This is a genomic window from Nocardia sp. NPDC059236 (assembly GCF_042754085.1).
GTDB lineage: Bacteria > Actinomycetota > Actinomycetes > Mycobacteriales > Mycobacteriaceae > Nocardia.
On sequence record NZ_JBHZAF010000002.1, the window covers coordinates 484,201 to 503,418 of the forward strand.

At 69.2% G+C, this 19,218-nt stretch carries 15 protein-coding genes and 1 pseudogene; 5 read left to right on the plus strand and 11 right to left on the minus strand.

Going from position 1 to position 19,218, the window contains the following annotated elements:
• Positions 1-153: 153 nt before the first annotated feature.
• Positions 154-1,351: pseudogene (locus ACFXIV_RS07390) on the minus strand (TadA family conjugal transfer-associated ATPase).
• On the minus strand, positions 1,348-2,796 hold the full coding sequence (ssd, locus tag ACFXIV_RS07395; RefSeq protein WP_379393433.1) for a septum site-determining protein Ssd: 1,449 nt from the start codon (positions 2,794-2,796) through the stop codon (positions 1,348-1,350). Before ssd ends, ACFXIV_RS07390 begins: the two are co-directional and overlap by 4 nt.
• Positions 2,797-3,187: 391 nt before the next feature.
• On the opposite strand from ssd, the gene ACFXIV_RS07400 reads away from it, so the two are divergent.
• Entirely contained in the window at positions 3,188-3,988 is an 801-nt protein-coding gene (locus ACFXIV_RS07400) for an HAD family hydrolase (RefSeq protein WP_379391106.1), read from the plus strand.
• Between the two features lie 466 nt (positions 3,989-4,454).
• Here the strand turns inward: ACFXIV_RS07400 and ACFXIV_RS07405 are convergent, their stop codons facing one another.
• The 5 genes from ACFXIV_RS07405 to ACFXIV_RS07425 are packed head-to-tail and all read right to left on the minus strand — an operon-like array spanning position 4,455 to position 10,454.
• Positions 4,455-5,201 carry an oxidoreductase gene (locus ACFXIV_RS07405; protein WP_379393431.1) on the minus strand — a complete coding sequence of 249 codons (747 nt, stop codon included), beginning with the start codon at positions 5,199-5,201 and terminating at the stop codon, positions 4,455-4,457.
• Positions 5,202-5,252: 51 nt separating this feature from the next.
• Positions 5,253-6,941 (minus strand): dipeptide ABC transporter ATP-binding protein, encoded by a 1,689-nt coding sequence (locus ACFXIV_RS07410; RefSeq protein ID WP_379393429.1) that lies wholly within the window; start codon positions 6,939-6,941, stop codon positions 5,253-5,255.
• 5 nt (positions 6,942-6,946) lie between these two features.
• A complete protein-coding gene (locus tag ACFXIV_RS07415; RefSeq protein WP_379393427.1) occupies positions 6,947-7,924 on the minus strand; it encodes an ABC transporter permease in 978 nt (325 codons plus the stop codon).
• Positions 7,917-8,843 (minus strand): ABC transporter permease, encoded by a 927-nt coding sequence (locus ACFXIV_RS07420; RefSeq protein WP_379393425.1) that lies wholly within the window; start codon positions 8,841-8,843, stop codon positions 7,917-7,919. The genes ACFXIV_RS07415 and ACFXIV_RS07420 overlap by 8 nt, the downstream gene beginning before the upstream one ends.
• 6 nt (positions 8,844-8,849) lie before the next feature.
• The gene (locus tag ACFXIV_RS07425) at positions 8,850-10,454 is read right to left on the minus strand and encodes an ABC transporter substrate-binding protein (RefSeq protein ID WP_379393424.1); all 1,605 of its coding nucleotides are present in this window, start codon (positions 10,452-10,454) and stop codon (positions 8,850-8,852) included.
• A gap of 327 nt (positions 10,455-10,781) precedes the next feature.
• On the opposite strand from ACFXIV_RS07425, the gene acs reads away from it, so the two are divergent.
• The 4 genes from acs to ACFXIV_RS07445 all read left to right on the plus strand — a co-directional run bounded on the left by acs (position 10,782) and on the right by ACFXIV_RS07445 (position 15,685).
• Positions 10,782-12,728, plus strand: a complete 1,947-nt coding sequence (gene acs / locus ACFXIV_RS07430; protein WP_379393422.1) for an acetate--CoA ligase — start codon at positions 10,782-10,784, stop codon at positions 12,726-12,728.
• A gap of 202 nt (positions 12,729-12,930) precedes the next feature.
• Positions 12,931-14,199 carry a Na+/H+ antiporter NhaA gene (gene nhaA / locus ACFXIV_RS07435; RefSeq protein WP_379393632.1) on the plus strand — a complete coding sequence of 423 codons (1,269 nt, stop codon included), beginning with the start codon at positions 12,931-12,933 and terminating at the stop codon, positions 14,197-14,199.
• A complete protein-coding gene (locus ACFXIV_RS07440) occupies positions 14,196-14,711 on the plus strand; it encodes a phage holin family protein (RefSeq protein ID WP_379393420.1) in 516 nt (171 codons plus the stop codon). Before nhaA ends, ACFXIV_RS07440 begins: the two co-directional genes overlap by 4 nt.
• 23 nt (positions 14,712-14,734) lie before the next feature.
• Positions 14,735-15,685, plus strand: coding sequence for an alpha/beta fold hydrolase (locus tag ACFXIV_RS07445; protein ID WP_379393418.1), 951 nt, complete (start codon positions 14,735-14,737; stop codon positions 15,683-15,685).
• Positions 15,686-15,756: 71 nt separating this feature from the next.
• Here the strand turns inward: ACFXIV_RS07445 and ACFXIV_RS07450 are convergent, their stop codons facing one another.
• The 4 genes from ACFXIV_RS07450 to nth are packed head-to-tail and all read right to left on the minus strand — an operon-like array spanning position 15,757 to position 19,052.
• Positions 15,757-16,950: a MarP family serine protease gene (locus tag ACFXIV_RS07450; protein ID WP_379393416.1), complete on the minus strand. Its 1,194-nt coding sequence runs from the start codon at positions 16,948-16,950 to the stop codon at positions 15,757-15,759.
• Positions 16,947-17,675 (minus strand): NUDIX hydrolase, encoded by a 729-nt coding sequence (locus ACFXIV_RS07455; RefSeq protein WP_379393414.1) that lies wholly within the window; start codon positions 17,673-17,675, stop codon positions 16,947-16,949. The genes ACFXIV_RS07450 and ACFXIV_RS07455 overlap by 4 nt, the downstream gene beginning before the upstream one ends.
• 37 nt (positions 17,676-17,712) lie before the next feature.
• A complete protein-coding gene (locus tag ACFXIV_RS07460) occupies positions 17,713-18,375 on the minus strand; it encodes a TlpA family protein disulfide reductase (protein WP_379393412.1) in 663 nt (220 codons plus the stop codon).
• Entirely contained in the window at positions 18,372-19,052 is a 681-nt protein-coding gene (gene nth / locus ACFXIV_RS07465; RefSeq protein ID WP_379393630.1) for an endonuclease III, read from the minus strand. The genes ACFXIV_RS07460 and nth overlap by 4 nt, the downstream gene beginning before the upstream one ends.
• Positions 19,053-19,218: the final 166 nt, after the last annotated feature.

Sequence of the window (19,218 nt, forward strand, 5' to 3'; positions counted from 1 at the left end):
CGCCACGCCAGCCGCAATCCCGCGAACCGCGAGCTACGCAGCCCGAAAGGATTGCAGCACAACCGATCCGAGTCGGCAGTGGAGGGCGGAATCGAACTGTGGAACGGCGAATTCGACCGGGGCCGAGGGCAACCGCATGAGCCGGGGCAGTCTTCACTCGCGGGTATCATCTGGAGTCCTTTCGTCGAGGAGTTTCCTGAGGAGCACAGCGCCCGGGGTCGAACGGGTGCCGGCGGTCCATGCGGGTGCGATCCGCACCCGGCCGTCGACCGGGGTGACCACGCCGATTTCGCGGAGCGCGCGACGGCCGTCGGGCCGGCGGTGGACGTGCAGGATCACCTGGATCGCGGCGGCCAGCTGGCTGTGCAGGGCGGGCGCGGGCATACCGCCCAGGGCCGCGAGTGCCTCCAGCCGGGCCGGTACCTCGCCGGGCGAGTTGGCGTGTACGGTCCCCTGCCCCACCGTCGTGGCCGGTATTGAGCGCGGTCAGCAGATCGACGACCTCGGCGCCCCGAACCTCCCCCACCACAATGCGATCAGGGCGCATACGGAGCGCCTGGCGCACCAGATCGCGCACGGTGACCTGGCCCGCGCCCTCGACATTGGCGGGGCGGGCGACCAGGCGGACCACATGCGGATGCGGTGGCGCGAGCTCGGCCGCGTCCTCGACGCAGACGATCCGCTCGGCGGGGGCCACCTTGGCCAGCAGGCCCGACAGCAGTGTGGTCTTCCCCGCGCCGGTGCCACCGACCACCAGGAAGGCGAGCCGGGCACGAATGATGTGCTCCAGCAGGAGCTTCGCGTCCGGTGGCACCGCACCGGCCGCGGCCAGCGCGTCCAGACCCTGGGTGGCGGGGCGCAGCACGCGCAGCGACAGGCAGGTGCCGCCGTGTGCGATCGGCGACAGCACCGCATGCAACCGCACCCCGAAGGAATCCCCCGATGCCGCTTCGGTTCCCGCCAGCCGTCCGTCCACCCACGGCTGCGCATCATCCAGCCGCCGCCCGGCCGCCAGGGCCAATCGCTGCGCCAGCCTCCGCACCGCCGCCTCGTCCGGAAACCGCACCGAGGTACGCCGCAGGCCCCGCCCCCGATCGACCCACACCGAATCCGGCCCGGTGACCAGTACATCGGCCACCTCGGGGTCGTGCAGCAGCGGCTCCAGCACGCCCGCGCCGGTCATCTCGGTCTGCAGCAATCGCAAGGCCCGCAACAGATCCGTGTCCGCGAGCACCCCGCCCGCCTCGGCCCGAATGGCCGCCGCCACCCGCGCCGGATCCGGATCCGCCGCCCCTTCCGCCAGCCGCTCCCGCACCCGCTCCAGCAGCTCGGTCGTCACCAGCTCACTCATTTCCGGACTCCGGCAGGTTCCGGCAGTGGAGAACCGCAGGTCGAACCGTGCGCGCGGGCGATGCGCCACCACGAGGGACCCGGGCCGCCGGGAGGCCGGCCGTAGCGGGGACTCTCGGAAAACAGTGCGGTCAAAGCGGTTTCGGCGGCAGTGCGAAGCGGACCGCGCCGCCGGACGGTCAGGCCCCCGCGTTCCAGGCGCTCGGTCAGGCCCGGCTGCGACGGGACCGCGGTGAGCAGCGGCAGAGCGAGCGCCTCGGCGATATCGGACGGGGCGAGGCCACCGGGCGCGGGGCCCCGGACGATCAAGCGCACATTCGGATTTCGCGCGGTCAGGTAGGCCGCGGCGGATTCGGCCGCGGCGATCGAGCGCAGGCGTGCCTGGGTCACCAGCACCACCAGATCGGCCACATCGAGAACCTGGTCGGTGTGCGGTCCGTGGTCGCTGGACAGGTCCGCGACCACGAGATCACCGGCCGCCCGGCCGCCCTCGAGGACGGCTCGCACCGCCGCGGGCGCGAGTGCCGCCGCCACCGATCCGTCGGCACGGCTCAACTCGACCGCATGATCACCGGTTGCACCGGAGAGCGCCTGCGGACTGAAGACAGCGACGCCGCGATCGACCACGCAAGACGAAGGCCGGTCGAGGTCCGTTGCGAGCGAGGAGGTTCCGTCCGAACAATGCGGGGCGGGATGAAGCATCGGTACGGGCTGCGCGTGGGAAGCGGCACCGCCGACGGAGCTGCGCCCAGGGGCAATCGGGTCCGCGCTTGGCGAGAGCGCGCCGAGTTCGGTTGCGGGAGCGCCTCTTCCGCAAGAGAGCACGGCCAACCCCGCAGTGGCTGGCAGCGCCTCGTGCAGAGCGGGGGCGGAAACGCGGCCGTGTTCGATGGTGAGGTCGGGCCAGCGCAGCCCCGGCGCCCGCTCCAGGCCGAGGAGAAGGTCGAGGCCGCCGCCGTAGGGAGCGCAGTCGACCAGCAGGGTGCGGTCGCGGAAACGGCCTGCGGCCGTGAGGGCTACGGCGGCGGCCAGGACGGAGGCGCCGGATCCCGCGCCCGCGCCGGCCACCGCGAGGACCGCGCCGTCACCGGGGCGCCGGCCGTCGTGTGCGGCGAAGGCGGCGATCAGGGCGTCCGCGGCGGCGGGCAGGGGCAGCACCTGTTCGGCACCGGCCGCGGTGGCGGCCTGCCAATCGAGCAAACCGGGCTCGCCATCGGTCACCAGGAGAATTCCCTGGCGGCGCGGGTGGGCGGCGGACGCACAGCTATGTGCGGCAGCGGTATCGACGATGATCACGGACGCATTGGTCCAGGCGTGGCGGCCCGGCGGCGGCACGCGCTCGTCGAGCGGGCGGTCGGCCGCGGCGGCGATGCGGCGAATCTCGTCGCGCAGGCGGGGATCGGCGACCAGCGACAGGGCCGGTGGGGTGGTGGCATCGGAGTTCATGCAGGTCAGCGTCGCCCGATCGGAGCAGCGGCGAAAGCGCCTCCACGGCGAGTGTGGATAACACGCGGCCTGTGCAGAACTCAGGGAGCGGGAACGGATCCGGAACTGTCCGTAAATAGAGGACGGCCCCAGCCGGGGGGGGAGGAGGCTGGGGCCGTCGGGTTCAGCCCCGGGGGGTCGGGCTGAACGCGCCTGGACCATGTCCAGGTATCTGCGATACTACACCCAAGCCCCGACCGGATTGCAAGTCCGCCCGGCGAGTCTTTTTCCCGCCCCGACGGCCCGGCTTCCCCCTGGCTAACCCGGATGAACCGGGTCTCGCGGTGACTCTCGCCACGCCTGCGGCGGAGGCGAATGAAATGGCGCGGTGCAGAACCATATCCTGGACGACGTGACAGCCGAACGCGGACGAGTCGCCGCCTTCTTCGATCTCGACAAGACGGTGATCGCCAGGTCGAGCGCCTTCGTGTTCAGCAAGCCGTTCCTGGACCAGGGACTGCTCAGCCGGCGGGCCGTGCTGGAGAGCAGCTACGCCCACTTCCTGTTCCTGCTGTCCGGCGCCGATCACGATCAGATGGAGCGCATGCGCGAGCATCTGACCAAGATGTGCGCGGGCTGGGATGTGGACCAGGTGCGCTCGATCGTCGCCGAGACCCTGCACGACATCGTGGACCCGCTCATCTACGCCGAGGCCGCGGATCTCATTGCGGACCACCGGATTCGAGGCCACGACGTGGTGATCGTCTCCGCCTCCGGCGAGGAGATGGTGGCCCCGATCGCCGCGGCGCTGGGTGCGGACCACTTCGCCGCCACCCGCATGGTCATCGAAAACGGCAGGTACGCGGGCGAAGTCGAGTTCTACTGCTACGGCCCGGGCAAGGTCGAGGCCATCGAAAAGCTTGCGGCACAATATGATTACGACCTGTCGCGCTGTTACGCCTACTCCGACTCGGTCACCGATCTGCCCATGCTCGAGGTGGTGGGTCACCCCACGGCGGTGAATCCGGATCGGGGCCTGCGGCGCGAGGCCACCACCCGTGGCTGGCCGATTCTCGCCTTCTCCAATCCGGTGTCGCTGTGGGCGCGGATCCCGGCTCCGACCACCACCACGGTGGCCGCGACCGCCGCGGTCGGGCTCAGCGCGCTGGCGGCCGGAGCGCTCACCTACCGGCTGCTGCGGCGCCGCCGCTGACGCCGACCCGCCGGAAACGCCCGGATGAAAAATGGCGGGACACGCCGAGTTTTCGAAAGTTTCCCCAGGTCTTGATGTGATGGCGCTCACGGGGTAACAATGGAGGCACGGAAGGACGGAAGGCCAAGATCGGATCGGAAGAGAAGATTCGACCTCCCATCCCACCCTTCCCAGCACGGACACCAGGCACCCACGCGGAGCACGCCGCGACAAGGGCAACAGTAGTTGTGGGCCTGCGTTATCCAGGATATCGACGGCAAGGGCCTCGCAATCAATGCGGGGATGAACCGCTGGATCCTGGAGAGCTCGCCGAGGCCGAAGAAAACACAACCAGAAAAGCACGCTTGGTAACCGGGTAGTCCGTGCTAGCGGGCGGTGAGGTCGCAATTCGCGACAACGCCGCCCGCTTTGACGTGTATGAACCCCGGGAACCCTTGGCGTACAGGCAGTTTCGTGATCAGGGGGCTTACCCCGAGGCGGCGTCCGCGATCGAGCGGGCCTCGCGGGCGCCGTCTTCGAGGGCGCCACAGGTGAAGATCACCCAGCCGCCGACGCCCTCCGCGGTTCCCATGCCGAAGGCGGCCGCGGCGTCGAGGTAGGCCTGGCGGCGGCGGAGCCAGAAGACTTCGGGGACGCCGAGGCTGTGCGGGTCCAGGCCACTGGACACGGCGACCAGGCGGGAGGCGGCCCGGGCGACGATGCCGTCGGCGGTGCCGAAGGGCCGCAGGGAGAGCAGTTCGCCGTGGACGACGGCCGCGATCACCGGGGCGGGGGCCTTCGTACTGGTAATGGTCTGGACCAGCAGGTCCAGGCGTTCGGCGACGCCGGGGACATTGCGGGGGCGGCCCAGCTGCTGGTCGTCGTCGACCATGTCGGCGGCGGCGAGCAGGTGCAGGCGGGCGAGAGCCTGGAGCGGGGCGCGCTGCCAGACGCCGACCAGGTTGGTGAGGGCCTCGGCGTCGAGGGCCTGGCCCACGCGCAGCGAGCCGGCCAGGATCGGGTCGTCGACGCGGCCGTCGGCGGGGAGATCGATGGTGCCGCCGTCGATGGCGGCGGAGGAGCGGGCCGCACGGACGGCGGCCTCGGCGGCGGTGGTGGGCCAGCCGCGGCGGTTCGCCCGGTGGCGATGCACCTCGGCGAGGGCGTCACGGGCCTTGTCGGCGGCATCGCGCACGCCGGGCAGGTCGACGAGGGGCTGCAGCGGGTCGGTCACGAGGTACGAGGCTACTGCCGGGTATCGGATCAGCCGCCGACACCCGGTCGGTCATCCCGCGAGCAGGTCGCGACCGGGGATGGCGTCGAGGAGGCGGCGGGTGTATTCGGACTGCGGATTGTCGAACACCTCGGTGGTGGATGCGGCCTCGACCACCCTGCCCTGCTGCATGACCAGGACGTCGTCGGCGATCTGGCGGACCACGGCCAGGTCGTGGGTGATGAACAGGTAGGTGAGGCCGAGATCGGCCTGTAGTTCGTTGAGCAGCTGCAGGATCTGAGCCTGCACCAGCACGTCGAGGGCCGAGACGGCCTCGTCGCAGACCACCAGCTCCGGGGAGAGCGCCAGGGCCCGGGCGATGGCCACCCGCTGGCGCTGGCCGCCGGAGAGCTCGTTCGGGTAGCGGCGCATGACCGAGGCCGGGAGCGAGACCTTGTCGAGCAGGTCGCGCACGGTGGCCTCGCGCTCGGCCGGGGTGCCGAGGCGATGGGTGCGCAGCGGCTCCTCGATGGTCCGGTAGATGGAGTACATCGGGTCGAGGGACCCGTACGGGTCCTGGAACACGGGTTGCACGCGGCGGCGGAAAGCGAAGGCGGCCTTGGCATCCAGGGTCGCCACCTCGCGACCGTCGAAGGTGACGCGGCCGGCGGTGGGCGGCAGCAGGCCCAGCACCATCTGTGCCACCGTGGATTTGCCCGAACCGGATTCGCCGACGATCGCGGTGGTGGTGCCGCGCCGCAGGGTGAACGAGACATCGTCCACCGCGACGAGTTCGGAGGATCGCCACGGCGCGTTGCCGCGAATGCGGAACACCCGCGTGAGGTGGTCCGCGACGAGCAGATCGTCGGGGGCACTGGCGAATTCGGCGTCCTTCTCGGCCAGCTGCCCGGCGACCTGGACGGCCTGCTCCCGGACCTCGGCCCGCTTGCGCACCGAGGACAGCCGCTGCGAGGCCAGTGAGGGCGCGGAGTTCACCAGTTTCTTGGTGTACAGGTGCTGTGGTTCGCGCAGGATCTGCAGGGCCGGACCAGATTCCACCACGCGGCCGCGGTACATGACGACCAGGTGCTCGGCCCGTTCGGCGGCCAGGCCCAGGTCGTGGGTGATGAGCAGGACCGCGGTGCCGAGTTCGGTGGTCAGGCCGTCGAGGTGGTCGAGGATCTGGCGCTGCACGGTGACGTCGAGCGCCGAGGTGGGTTCGTCGGCGATGAGCAGTTTCGGCCGGCAGGACAGGCCGATGGCGATGAGCGCGCGCTGGCGCATGCCGCCGGAGAATTCGTGGGGGTACTGGTTGACCCGGCGTTCGGCATCGGGCATGCCGGCCTCGGCGAGCAGTTCGACGGCCCGCTGCCGGGTGGCCCGGCCCTTGGCAACGCCATTGGCCTCCAGGGTTTCCCGGATCTGGAATCCGACCTTCCACACCGGGTTCAGGTTGGACATGGGGTCCTGCGGTACGAAGCCGATACCGCGCCCGCGCACTCCGACGATCTCGCGGCCGGTGGCCTTCGACAGGTCCTTGCCGTCGAAGAGCACCGAGCCGGAGGTGATCCGGCCGGTGCCGGGCAGCAGGTCGATGATGGCGTGCGCGGTGGTCGATTTGCCGGATCCCGATTCGCCGACGATGGCGACCGTCTGCCCCGGATACACCGTCAGGCTCACCCCGCGCACCGCCGGGATCTCGCGCCGGTCGGCGGTGAAGGCCACGTTCAGATCGCGGACCTCGAGCAATGGTTCGGTCATGGCGCTCACCTCTTGCGGGCCTTGGGGTCGAAGGCGTCGCGCACGGCGTCGCCGAGCATGATGAAGCTGAGCACGGTCAGCGCGAGCGCGGTGGCCGGGTAGAACAGGATGGCCGAGGTGCGAATCTCCTTCTGGTCCACGGCGATATCCGATCCCCACGACACGGTCTGCCGGGTGAGCCCGACGCCCAGATATGACAACGTCGCCTCGGTGACGATGAAGACGCCCAGCGCGATGGTGCTCACCACGATGAGCGGCCCGGCCGAGTTGGGCAGCACGTGCCGCACCAGCGTCCGGAATCTGGAGACGCCCAGGGCCTTTGCCGCCGTGACGTACTCGCTGTTCTTCGACTCGATCACCGCGCCGCGCACGATGCGCGCGGCCTGCGGCCAGCTGAAGGAGGCCAGCGTGAGCATGACCGTCCACACCGTGCGCGAGGCGAGCAGCTGCATGAGCACGATGGAGGCCAGCATGAGCGGCAGCGCGTAGAACACCTCCGAGATCCGCGATACCACCGAATCCAGCAGCCCGCCATAGTATCCGGCGATCGCACCCAGGGCGCCGCCGATGAGTACGTACATCAGCGTCGCGCCGACACCGGTCACCACCGAGGCGCGGGCGCCGTAGATGGTGCGGGCGTAGATGTCGCAGCCCTGCTTGTCGAAACCGAACCAGTGCGCCCCGGACGGCTTCTGCATGCTGAAATCGCCGTTGCAGTAGCGCGGATCCTGGCTGGTGAACAGCTGCGGCCACACGGCGACCAGCACCACCAGCACGATCAGCACCGCCGCCGCGAGGAAGATGGGATTGCGCCGCAGCTGCCGCCAGGCGTCCCGCCACACGCTGGTGGGGGCGGTGGTCTCGTCCAGGGTGTCGGTGGCCAGGACCTGGACCTCGTCCGGCGGCGCCACGAAATGCTCCTGGCCACGGCGCATTTCGCGGACCGCGGGTTGCCGGCTTTCGCGGACCTCGGGTTCAGGCATAGCGAATCCTCGGGTCGAGGGCGGCGTAGAGCAGGTCGACGATCAGGTTGGACAGCAACAGGATCACGATCAGCACCGTCACGAAGGCCACCACCGTGGGCGGTTCCCCGCGCGTAATGGCCTGGTAGAGCGTGCCGCCGACGCCCGGGATATTGAAGATGCCCTCGGTGACCACCGCGCCGCCGAGCAGGAAGCCCAGATCGGTGCCGAGGAAGGTGACCACCGGGATCATCGAGTTGCGCAGGATGTGCACCACGATCACCCGCCTGCGGCTCAGTCCCTTGGCGGAGGCGGTGCGCACGAAGTCGGCGGTCATGTTCTCCGCCACCGCGTTCCGGGTCAGCCGCAACACGTAGGCGAACGACAGCGACGCGAGCACGAACGCCGGTACCAGCAGATCCGTGAAGCTCGCCTTCGCCCCGACGGTCACCGGTGCGATGCCCCACTTCACGCCGAGCAGGAACTGCGCGAGGAAGCCCACCACGAAGATCGGCACCGCGATGATCACCAGGCTGAGCACCAGCATGGTGGAGTCGAAGAGCTTGCCCTTGCGCAGCCCCGCGATCAGCCCGAACGTCACGCCGAAGACCGCTTCGATGCAGACCGCCATGACGGACAGCCGGAAGGTGATCGGGAACGCGCGGGCGAGCTCCTCGCGCACCGGCCGCCCCGAGAAGGACGTCCCGAAGTCCAGCGTGACAATGCCTTTCAGGTACTCCAGGTATTGGATGAAGAACGGCTGATCCAGGTGGTAGCGGGCGCGCAGGGACGCCTCCACCGCCGGGGTCATCTGCCGGTCCCCGGCGAGCGCCTGGATGGGGTCGCCGGGGATCAGGAAGACCATCGCGTAGATGAGCAGCGTCGCCCCGAAGAAGACCGGGATCATCTGGAGCAGCCGCCGCACGACGTACCACACCATGCCGGGCTACTTCTCGATGTTCTCGAAGTCGAACAGCCCCGACCAGGACACGGGCGCCTGCTTCACCTTGTCCGAGCGCCCGGCCGCGACGTTGTAGTCGAAGATCGGGATATCGGCCATGTCCCGGAACAGCACGGTCTGCGCCTGCGCGATGCCGTCATACGCCTGTTCGGGTGTGGCGGCGGCGAGGGCGGTGTTGAGCAGCCGGTCGAATTCCGGGCTCTTGTAGTGCACGTCATTGGTTTCCGAGGTGCTCAGGAACAGCGCGGTCAGGTATTCGAACATGGACGGGTAGTCGCCCTGCCAGCCGTAGCGGAACGCCTTGCCCACGTTCTCGTGCACGATCTCGTCGCGAATGTTCTTGAACGTCGGGTAGGGCGCGCCGACCGCGTCGATGCCGAGGGTGTTCTTGATGCTGTTCGCGGTGGCCTCGATCCAGGCCTGATGACCGCCGTCGGAGTTGTAGGCGATCTGGAAGGTGCCCGACCACGGCGAGATGGCGTCGGCCTGCGCCCACAGCTTCTTGGCCTCGTCCGGATTGAACTTCAGCACTTCGGAACCCGGCAGGCCGGCGCGGAACCCGGGCAGGGTGAAGGCGGTGAAGTCCTGGCAGGGGACGCGGGTGTTGTGGAAGATGTTGGCGGCGATCTGTTCCCGGTTGATGGCCATCGAAATCGCCTTGCGCCGCAACACTCCTTCCGGTCCGGAGAAGTGGGCGACATTGGGCTGGATGCCGATGTGCTGGCTGTAGGCGATGGGCTTGTGGATGGCCCGGTCGCCCAGGTCCTTCTCGTAGGTGGCCAGCGCGGTATCCGGGATCACGTCCAGGCCGTCCAGATTGCCCTGGAGCAGGTCGGCGTACGCGGTGTCCATGTTCGCGTACATCTTGAAACGCAGGCCCTTGTTCTTGGCGGGCCGCCCGCCCTTGTAGTCCGGGTTGGGCACCACGTCGATCTGCACATTGTGCTGCCAGGCACCGGCACCGGCGAACTTGTAGGGGCCGTTGCCGATCGGGTTCTCGCCGAAGGCCTTCATGTCCTTGTAGGCCACGGCGGGCAGCGGATAGAACGGCGCGAAGCCGAGTTCCAGCTCGAAGTCGATGGACGGCTGTTTGAGGTCGACCGTGAAGGTGTGGTCGTCGACCACCTTCAGGCCCGACATGGTCTGCGCCTTGGGCGGATTCGCTGCGACGTCGTCGTAGCCGACGATGGGGGTGAAGACCCAGTTCTGCAGCTGAGCGTTGGTGCCCAGGGCGCCGTAATTCCACGCGTCCACAAAGGATTTCGAGGTCACCGCGGTGCCGTCGGTGAACGTCCAGTCCGGCTTGATGGTGATGGTGTAGTGCTGGCGGTCCGGCGTGACGATGGACTGCGCCATCTCGTCGTGCGGAGTGCCGTTGGCGTCGTAGTACTTCAGCCCCGCCCAGAGCCGGTCGACCACGCGGCCGCCCATGTTCTCGTTGGTATTGGTGGGCACCAACGGATTCTGTGGTTCGGCGCCGTTCACGGTGACGTAGTCGGAATTGTTGTCCTCACCGGAGGAGCATGCGGTCAGGCTGAGGCTTGTGGCCAGTGCCGCCACGGCGAGCGCGGTGATCGTCTTGATTCGCAACGCGTTTCTCCCATCCCAGGAAACGGTCGGCTTCGGGGTGAATCGGACATTAACGATCGCGGTCGATGTTGTCAGCCGATCGAAACGGGAATGTTCGGCTTGTTAGCAATCCGGCAACATGGGGCATCCGAATGGGAGACCCTACGTGACACAGTGCACAGCAGTTGGGACCTCGCGTTCACGGTTCGGTCATGCCGCCGATGGGAGCCTCGTCACGACCGCCCACCGATCGAGACGGCCAAACACGACGCAGGTCACAGTCGGTTAGGGTCGAACGTGGCCGCCGTCACCCCCACGCGGCCTGCACGCGAGAGAAGAAGAGACGAGATGACCGAAACCACCGCCGACCACCTGGATGCCTATCCGCCCAGCGCTGAGTTCGCGGCCGCCGCCAACGGCGACGCCTCTCTTTATGCTCGAGCCCAAGCGGACCGCGACGGGTTCTGGGCCGAGCAGGCTCGGCGCTTGCACTGGCATCAGCCCTTCACCCAGGTGCTGGACTGGGACGATGCGCCCTTCGCCAAGTGGTTCGCCGACGGCAGGCTCAATGTCGCCTACAACTGCGTGGACCGGCACGTGCTCGACGGGCACGGCGACCGGGTCGCCATCCACTGGGAGGGCGAGCCCGGCGACTCCCGCGACATCACCTATGCCGAGCTGCTGGCCGAGGTATCGCGTGCCGCCAACTACTTCACCGGCCTGGGGCTGGCCGCGGGTGACCGGGTCGCGATCTACATGCCGATGGTCCCCGAGGCCATCGTGGCCATGCTGGCCTGCGCCCGTCTGGGCCTGACCCATTCGGTGGTATTCGCCGGCTTCTCCCCCAGCGCCCTGCGCCAGCGCGTCGACGACGCCGCGGCCAAGCTGGTCGTCACCACCGACGGCCAGTGGCGGCGCGGCAAGCCGGCCCCGCTGAAGGCGGCCGTGGACGAGGCTCTCGCCGAGGGTGATTCGACCGTCGAGCACGTACTCGTGGTGCGCCGCACCGGCATCGAGACCGCGATGACCGAGGGCCGCGACCTGTGGTGGGACGAGACCGTCGCGCTCGGCTCTCCCGAGCACGAGGCGCAGGCCTTCGACGCCGAGCACCCGCTGTTCATCCTCTACACCTCCGGCACCACCGGAAAGCCCAAGGGCATCCTGCACACCTCCGGCGGCTACCTGACCCAGGCCGCCTACACCCACCACCACGTGTTCGACCACAAGCCCGGTCAGGATGTGTACTGGTGCACCGCCGACATCGGCTGGGTGACCGGGCACAGCTACATCGTGTACGGCCCGCTGGCCAACGGCGCCACCGAGGTCGTCTACGAGGGCACCCCGAACTTCCCCGACGAGCACCGGCACTGGCAGATCATCGAAAAGTACGGCGTCACCATCTATTACACGGCGCCGACGCTGGTGCGCACGTTCATGAAGTGGGGCCGTGAGATCCCGGATTCGCACGACCTGTCGAGCCTGCGGCTGCTGGGTTCGGTGGGCGAGCCGATCAACCCCGAGGCCTGGCGCTGGTACCGGGATGTGGTGGGCGGCAACCGGACTCCCATCGTGGACACCTGGTGGCAGACCGAGACCGGTGCCATCATGATCTCGCCGCTGCCGGGCGTCGCCGCGGCCAAGCCGGGTGCGGCCATGACCCCGCTGCCGGGCATCTCCGCGAAAGTCGTTGACGAGGAAGGCAATCCGGTCTCCCTGGGCGAGACCGAGGCCAACGGGTACCTGGTGCTCGACGAGCCGTGGCCGGCCATGCTGCGTGGCATCTGGGGCGACAACGAGCGGTACAAGGACACCTACTGGTCCCGCTACGCCGAGAAGGGCTGGTACTTCGCGGGTGACGGCGCCAAGCTCGACACCGACGGGGACCTGTGGGTGCTCGGTCGCGTCGACGACGTCATGAACGTGTCCGGCCACCGCATCTCGACCGCCGAGGTGGAGTCCGCGCTGGTGGGCCACTCCGGCGTCGCGGAGGCGGCCGTGGTCGGCGCGTCCGACGAGACCACCGGCCAGGGCATCGTGGCGTTCGTGATCCTCACCGCCGAGGCCACCGACACCGGGGCCGATCTGATCACCGAACTCAAGGCCGAGGTCTCCCGCGAGATCTCCCCCATCGCCCGCCCGCGCGAGATCCACGTGGTGCCGGAGCTGCCGAAGACGCGCTCGGGCAAGATCATGCGCCGCCTGCTGCGCGACGTGGCCGAGGGCCGCGAACTGGGCGACACCTCAACCCTGGTGGACCCCAACGTGTTCGAATCCATCCGCGCCGGCAAGGCGTAAACGGGCAGACTCCGCGAGCGGCCCCCTGATCGGCGATCAGGGGGCCGCTTCGGGTATGGGGTAGTCAAGAAGTTCCGGGCACACCGTTAGAATTGCGCAAAAGGTGTGCCGGGAAGTCTGGTCGGCATGCGGTTGTGCCGTCGGTCCCTGGAGTGGTGTAGCACGCCGCTTTCTCGTCGACCGACCGAAAGGCTGCACCGTGATCACTCAGGTCCGTTCCGAGCTGGCCCGCTATCTGAGAACCGAAACCTTCGGCGGCGCACTGCTTCTCATCGCCGCGGCCGCGGCGCTCATCTGGGTCAACTCACCGTGGGGCGCGAGCTACACGACCATGGTCGACACCAGGCTCGCCATTCCCGCCCTCCACCTCGACCTCACACTGGCCGACTGGACCAAGGACGGCCTGCTGGCCATCTTCTTCTTCGTGGCCGGGCTGGAGCTCAAACGGGAGCTGGTGGTCGGTGAACTCGCCGACCGCAAACGCGCCACCCTGCCCATCGTGGCCGCCGTCGGTGGTGTGGTGTTGCCCGCGCTGATCGCCACCGCCGTCGGCTGGGGCGCGCCGGGCATGGACCGCGGCTGGGCCATCCCGGTCGCCACCGATATCGCGTTCGCGCTGGCCGTGCTCGCCATGACCGGATCGCGGATTCCGGCCGGCGCCCGGGTGTTCCTGCTCAGCCTGGCCGTGGTGGACGACCTGATCGCCATCATCCTGATCGCGGTCCTGTTCACCACCACCCTGAAAATGCTGTGGCTGCTGGCGGCCGTGCTGTGCCTGGCCGGCTGGGCGCTGGCCCAGCGCTTCCGCCTCGGCAGCCCGTTCATCTACGTCCCGCTGGGCCTGATCGCCTGGTATTCCCTGCACGAGGCCGGAATTCACGCCACCCTGGCGGGCGTGGCCTGCGGCCTGCTCACCCGGGTGCGCCCGGATCCCGGCGAGGACGAGCACTGCGTACCCGCGGCCCGGCTCGAGCATTTCTTCCAGCCCATCTCCGCCGCGCTGTGCGTACCGTTGTTCGCGCTGTTCGCCTCGGGCGTTCCGCTGGATGCGAGCGTGCTGTCGAAGCTGTTCACCGACCGGCTGGCGCTGGCCATCGTCCTGGGCCTGCTGGTCGGCAAGACCGTCGGCATCTTCGGATCCAGTTGGCTCGCCGTACGGTTGGGAATCGCGGAACGACCCGATGATCTCGGTTATCGGGACATGTTCGCCCTGTCGGTACTGGGCGCGATCGGCTTCACCGTTAGCCTCTTGGTGGCAGAACTGGCCTTGGAAGACGTCGGCGACGGGTCGGCCGCAGAGCTCGCGAAAGCGGCGGTGTTGCTCACGTCTTTGGCGGCTTCCCTGGCGGGTTCGGCGCTACTGTTGCGTCGGGGCCGTGCTCACCAGGCACGACGTGACGAGCGGGCACTGCAAAATCAAGAGCGACACCGGACAGTACTACCGGGACATGGAGAAGGGTCGAGCAATTGAGCTTCACACAGGGCGGTAACGGCTACGACGGGAACCGCACCCGCACCGTCACTTCGATTCCGCTGTCCGATGTCGACGCCCATCAGTCGGCGACCTTCGGCACCTTGGTCCGCGACGCGACCGAGCAGATGTCGACCCTGGTGCGCGCCGAGGTGGAGCTCGCCAAGGCCGAGGTGACCGGTGAGATCAAGAAGGGCCTGCAGGGCAGCGTCTTCTTCATCCTGGCGCTGACCATCCTGCTGTTCAGCTCCTTCTTCTTTTTCTTCTTCCTCGCCGAACTGCTCGACCTCTGGCTGTACCGCTGGGCCGCGTTCCTGGTGGTGTTCCTGCTGATGATCGCGGCGGTCGCGGCCTTCGCGCTGCTGGGCTATCTGAAGGTGCGCAAGCTGCGCGCACCGGAGAAGACCATCGAGTCCCTCAAGGAGGCGAAGAGCGTGCTGCCCAGCGGTTTCGGCCACACCGACGCGGAGACGGCCGAGGTCTCCGTCGAACTCGGCAAGCCCCGGACCTAGACCTTCGATTACGCTCCATCGGCGTGTCGTCGAATTCGCATCCGGATCCGTCCGCAGTCCGCTATGACGGGCCGTGGACCCACCGGGACGTGCATGCCAACGGCATTCGCTTCCACGTGGTCGAGGCCGTGCCCGCCGGGACGGCCTACGCGGACCCGGACATGCCGCTGGTCGTGCTGCTGCACGGCTTCGGCGACTTCTGGTGGTCCTGGCGCCACCAGCTGACCGGGCTGGCCGCGCGCGGCTTCCGCACGGTGGCGGTGGACCTGCGCGGCTACGGCGACACCGACAAGCCACCACGCGGTTACGACGGCTGGACCCTCGCCGGTGATGTCGCCGGCCTGATCCGCGCGCTGGGCCACACCGAGGCGACCCTGGTCGGGCATGCCGAGGGCGGCCTGGTGTGCTGGGCCACCGCCGTACTGCACCCGCGGGTGGTGCGATCCATCGCGCTGATCAGCTCCCCGCATCCGGTGGCGCTGAAGCGGGCGGTGCTGCGCGACAAGCCACAGCGCTCGGCCTGGCTGCCGGACTTCCTGCGCTATCAGGTGCCGCGGGTGCCCGAGGCCCGGCTCACCCGCGACGACGGCATCGAGATCGAACTCCTGCTCCGCGACCGGGTGGGCGAACGCTGGTCGGCCACCGACGAATTCACCGACACCGCCCGCCGCATGCGCACCGCCATCCGGATCCCCGGCGCGGCGCACTGTGCGCTGGAATATCAGCGCTGGGCCTTCCGTAGCCAGTGGCGGCCCGACGGCCGGCGTTTCATGGCGGCCATGAGCGAACCGGTGCTGGTGCCCACGCTGGCCCTGTACGGCGACCGCGACCGGTACATCCTGCCGGGCACCATCCGCCGCGGTCAGCAGCTCTCACCGCAGCGCCGGGTGGTGGCCATCCCGGACGCGGGTCACTATGCGCACCAGGAGAATCCGGAGCCGGTGACCGCGGAGATCGCCAAACTGCTGGCCTGACGAGGCTCTCCGACACGTAAAGCGCCCCGGCGAATCATGTTTCGCCGGGGCCGTTTTCCGTTCTTCCAGGCTCAGCTCAGCACACAGCTGCCGGTGCCGACCGCCGTCGATTGACCTGCCGCCGAGCTCAGTTCGGGCCGCACCTCGTCGAGGGTGAGCACGTACCCGGTGTCGTCGTCGGTGACCGCCGCGCCGAACACCACGCCCAGGATCCGGCCGTCGGTGTCCACCAAGGGGCCGCCGGAGTTACCGGCCCGGACCTGGCCGCGAATGGTGTAGACCTCACGCTTGACGTCGGCGTCGCGGTAGATGTTGGGACCCTTCAGGTTCAGGGTCTCGCGCACGCGGGCCGCGCTGGCGGTGTAGCGCCCGCCGCCCGGGTAACCGAGCACGATGGAGCTCTCCCCCGAGCCGGCGTCGGCCGGAGCCAGGTCCAGCGGCTGCGCGTTCAGGCCCGGCACCGCCAGGATCGCCACGTCCTTGGACGAGTCGAACAGCACCACGGTGGCGGGCAGCGACCCGCGCGCGGTGTCCACGCTGACAGTGTTCGTGCCCGCGACCACGTGCGCGTTGGTCATGATGCGCTCCGGGGCCACCACGAAGCCCGAACCCTCCAGCTGCCGTTGGCAACTGGGCGCGATGCCGCGGATGCGCAGCACGCTGCCCTGCAGCTGCTGGGCCACCGGCAGCTGCAGCACGCTGGGATCGGGCGGTTCCACGGCGGTGATCGGGACGTGCCCGAACGGGCCGATGACATCCGGCAGCCCGGAGGTGTTGAGCAGGTTGGAGAAGTCGGTCGGCACCCGCCGCAGCCAGTCCGGCGCGACATGGTCGACATTGCGCAGCACCTGCGAGTTGGTGACCGCGGCCGCGATTCCGGGCTGCGAGGAGTTGGTCAGCGGCAGCGCCAGCAGCCACGCGGTGGCCAGCACCGCCACCGCCTGCAGGCCCGCGCCCACCACGCTGTCCACGCTGCGGGTGAACGGATCCCGCATGCCGCCGCGCGCGGCCCGCCCGAGCACCATGCCCGCGACCTCGCCGATGATCACCAGCGCCACGATGAGCAGGACGCCCACCAGCACCCGGGTGCGGCCCTCGTTCAGGTGCTTCAGGATGTGCGGCGCGATCAGAATGCCCGCGACCGCACCGAGAATGACGCCCAGGAAGGCGAGCGCCGAAGCGACCGCGCCCTGCCGCCACCCGGAGGTGGCGGCCAGCAGCGCCAGAATGATGATGCCGAGGTCGAGCCAGCCCGAGGCGCTCATAATGTCATCCCTACCGCGGCCAATGCGGCCTGCAGATCACGTACATCGTGATGGTCCCATTCGCGTTCCCACCCGGACACCGCCAGCAATCCGGCGAGCACCCCGGCGGTGAACCCCCACACCAGCATTCCGTCCACGGTGAACGCCGGGCCCACATAGCCCAGTGGATGGCGCACCACGAAACGGTTGGCCGGATCGATGAGCTCGGACAGCGGCACCCGCGCCACGCGGGCGGCCTCCGTCTCGCTCACCACCCCCACCTCGCCGGGGGTGCGCCAATAGGCGACCACCGGCGTCACATCGAACCGCGACGGCGGCACGAAGATCTTGGGCAGCACCGCGATCGGCTCCACGCCGGCGGGGTCGAGCCCCGTCTCCTCGCGCGCCTCGCGCAGCGCGGTGCCGATCGGGCCGTCGTCCTGCGGCTCCACCCCGCCGCCCGGGAACGCCACCTGGCCGCTGTGCTGGCGCAGGGTGGCGGCACGCTGGGTGAGCAGCACGTCGGCATCGGCCGGAAGCCCGCCCGGCGCACTCGAATCCGGCTCGGGGGAGCCGCCGAAGAGCACCAGCACCGACGCCTCCCGGGCCCGGGTCGCCGCGGCGGCGAAGCGCCGCATGCTGCTGCGGCGCAGCACCGGGTTCACGCCGGTGGGATCGGCCGGGTCGTGCTCGGCCACCCCGCGCAGCCACTCCGGAATGCCATTGGCAGACGCCTCGAGTCTCATCACCACACCCTTGTCGAAAGATCCACTCGTCCAGCCCTCACGCCCTGACCCCCAATTCGGCCGCGACGGTGGCGGAAATGTCCTCGACGCTGGTGAACGGGCGCACCACGACTTTCGCAACGGTGCCGTCGGCGCGCAACAGCACCGAGATCGGCAGTACGGCGGGCGCGCCGACGGCGGTGCGGACCCTGGAATTCGAATCCTCGACCCCGGGCAGGTGGATGCCGAGCCCGCTCAGCCGCGACAGCGCCTTGGCGGTCCCCGCATCGCTGTGCACGGTGAGCACCGTGAGCGCGTTCCCGGCCTGCTGCGAGAACTGTTGCAGCAGCGGCAGTTCCTCCGCACACGGACCGCACCAGTAGGCCCACAGATTGAGCAGCGCGGGCTTGCCGGCCAGCGCCGCAACCAGATCCACCGGCCGGCCGTCGGCCAGGCAGTCCAGCGTGATGCCGCGCAGCGGGCCGTCGCCGACGGGCGCGCCGGTGGGCACGGGACAGGCGGCCAGCGCCGCCGCGGCCCGATCCGAGTCGGCGACAGCCGGTTCGGCGGGCCCGGTGACCGTGGTCGAGCCGGTCGCGGCGCTCTTGTCGTCGGAGTGGGTGAACTGCGGCCACAGGGCGACCGCCGCCGCCACGGCGACGATCACCGCCGCCAGCGCCCACCGCCACCCGGTGTTGCCCCGCGCCGTCTCGGCGCTCACAGGCCGACCAGTTCGAGAAGATGCTCGGTCTCCGGGCCCTTCACCAGCTTGGCCGCCTCGGTCGGGTCGGTCGGTCCCTCCCCGAAGGACGGGCAGTCGTTGGCCAGCAGGCACGCGCCGCACGCGGGCTTGCGCGCATGGCAGACGCGGCGGCCGTGGAAGATCACCCGGTGCGAGAGCATGGTCCAGTCGCGGCGCTCGATCAGCTCGCCGACGGCGTGCTCGATCTTGACCGGATCCTCCTCCGCGGTCCAGCCCCAGCGCCGCACCAGCCGCCCGAAATGGGTGTCGACGGTGATGCCCGGGACATCGAAGGCGTTGCCGAGGATGACGTTCGCGGTCTTGCGCCCGATGCCGGGCAGGGTGACCAGTTCGGCGAGGGTGCCCGGCAGTTCGCCGTCGAAACGTTCGACCAGTTCCTGGCCCAGCCCGATGAGGGAATTGGCCTTGTTGCGGTAGAAGCCGGTGGGCCGGATGTACTCCTCCAGCTCGGCCCGATTGGCTTCGGCGTAATCGCGTGCGCCGCGGTACTTCGCGAACAGCGCGGGCGTGGTGAGGTTCACCCGCACGTCGGTGCACTGCGCGGAAAGAATTGTGGCGACCGCCAATTCGAGGGGCGTGGTGAAATCCAGCTCACAGTGCGCGTCGGGGAACTCGACGGTCATTTCCCGGTACATACGCCGGGCCCGCCGGACCAGGCCGATCCGAGTCTCTTTGTCGCGCTTGCGCGCTTTGGCCGGACGCGAAAACCGTGGCGCATCCGAGACATCGACCGGAGCCACGTCGGGGGTCGCTCGAACGCCCGAATTATCCGGGTCTGCCCCGCTCACGGCCGCGTTGGAT

Excerpts from the sequence above, each read along its gene's own strand:
- ssd (WP_379393433.1), bottom strand. The coding sequence starts at position 2,796 with ATGAACTCCGATGCCACCACCCCACCGGCCCTGTCGCTGGTCGCCGAT.
- ACFXIV_RS07410 (WP_379393429.1), bottom strand. The coding sequence starts at position 6,941 with ATGACCGAACCATTGCTCGAGGTCCGCGATCTGAACGTGGCCTTCACC.
- ACFXIV_RS07415 (WP_379393427.1), bottom strand. The coding sequence starts at position 7,924 with ATGCCTGAACCCGAGGTCCGCGAAAGCCGGCAACCCGCGGTCCGCGAA.
- ACFXIV_RS07420 (WP_379393425.1), bottom strand. The coding sequence starts at position 8,843 with ATGGTGTGGTACGTCGTGCGGCGGCTGCTCCAGATGATCCCGGTCTTC.
- acs (WP_379393422.1), top strand. The coding sequence starts at position 10,782 with ATGACCGAAACCACCGCCGACCACCTGGATGCCTATCCGCCCAGCGCT.
- ACFXIV_RS07450 (WP_379393416.1), bottom strand. The coding sequence starts at position 16,950 with ATGAGCGCCTCGGGCTGGCTCGACCTCGGCATCATCATTCTGGCGCTG.
- ACFXIV_RS07455 (WP_379393414.1), bottom strand. The coding sequence starts at position 17,675 with ATGAGACTCGAGGCGTCTGCCAATGGCATTCCGGAGTGGCTGCGCGGG.
- nth (WP_379393630.1), bottom strand. The coding sequence starts at position 19,052 with ATGTACCGGGAAATGACCGTCGAGTTCCCCGACGCGCACTGTGAGCTG.